Below are 1213 nucleotides of genomic sequence, written 5' to 3' on the forward strand. Positions count from 1 at the left end.
GAGTGTCGGTGGAAACGCATACAGCGTGCCCGACGCCACCAGAAGGCGGCTCGTCGAAGTTCACACCTTGGCCAATGAGGTTCGAATCTTCGAAGACGGTGCGCTGATGCTGTGCATCCGGTGTTGGAAGGTCGCCATCAGCGACGCGTCGAACCAGGACACAGAACCCTTCGCTCACCGCCGCGATCGCGATCGCACGTCAACAATGACGAGATCGTTCTTCATGGATCCGGAGACCGGGTCACACAGCTCGCCTTCTACGACGCCTATGGCACAGGAGAACCGCCCATGAGCGCCGCGCTCGATGCCGTGCCGTCGATGATCGAGCGCATTCGCCATGACCTTGTCGGCTTGAAGATGCCACGTGCCCTGAAGCACTCGACCATATTGTCCGCCGCCTGGAGCATGGCGAGCTGTCGGCGCTCGAAGCGATCGACATTCTCCTTTCCGAAGAGCTGACCCTGCGCGCGAGAACAGTCGCATAAAAACGGCGTTGCGGATGGGTCGGCTGGCAACCATCAAAACGCTCGCCGGCTTCGATTTCTCCTTCCAGCCCTCCCTCGATCGCGATCGGATCTTCACGCTCGCGCAACTGGGCTTCGTCGAAAAGCACGAGGCCGCCCATTTCCTCGGGCCGCCGGGAACCGGCAAAAGCCATCTGGCTATCGCGCTCGGCGTCGAAGCTGTCAAAGCGGGCAAGAGCGTCTACTTCTGCACCTTGGCCGATCTCATTGCAGCGCTGTCCAGGGCCGAGCGCGAGGGACGGCTGCAAGAACGCATCCGCTTCTTCTGCAGGCCAAGTCTGCTGATCGTCGACGAGATCGGTTATCTCCCGGTCATCGCCGGCGGCGGCAATCTGTTCTTCCAGCTCGTCAACGCCCGATACGAGAAAGGGGCGATGATCCTGACGTCCAATCGCGGCTTTGCAGAGTGGGGAGATGTTTTTGGAGACGCCGTGGTCGCCACCGCGCTTCTCGACAGGCTTTTGCATCATGCCGTCGTCGTTCAGATCGAAGGATCAAGCTACAGGCTGCGCCAGCATGCCGAATTGATGCCTGAACACGTCCGTTCGAAAGCCCTGATTACTCCACCGTCCTTCGCGCCACCATCACGGCCGCGCGGTCGGCCGCCGAAAAATACCCAATTCTCCATGCCGTCCGAGACGGCATAATTGGGGAATTTTACTTCGGCACTTTTGGGAAAATTTCACCCG

Annotated in this window: 1 protein-coding gene and 1 pseudogene; both read left to right on the forward strand. The window is 59.9% G+C overall.

Going from position 1 to position 1213, the window contains the following annotated elements; translation table 11 throughout:
• Positions 1 to 292 (forward strand): Mu transposase domain-containing protein (locus AC0L16_RS33430; protein ID WP_473625789.1); only part of this gene is annotated, 292 nt, incomplete at its 5' end.
• A pseudogene (gene istB / locus AC0L16_RS33435) lies at positions 289 to 1171 on the forward strand (IS21-like element helper ATPase IstB). The gene AC0L16_RS33430 and the pseudogene istB, both read left to right, overlap by 4 nt.
• The last annotated feature ends 42 nt before the right edge of the window (positions 1172 to 1213 follow it).

It is taken from the genome of Mesorhizobium sp. WSM4848, assembly GCF_055811375.1.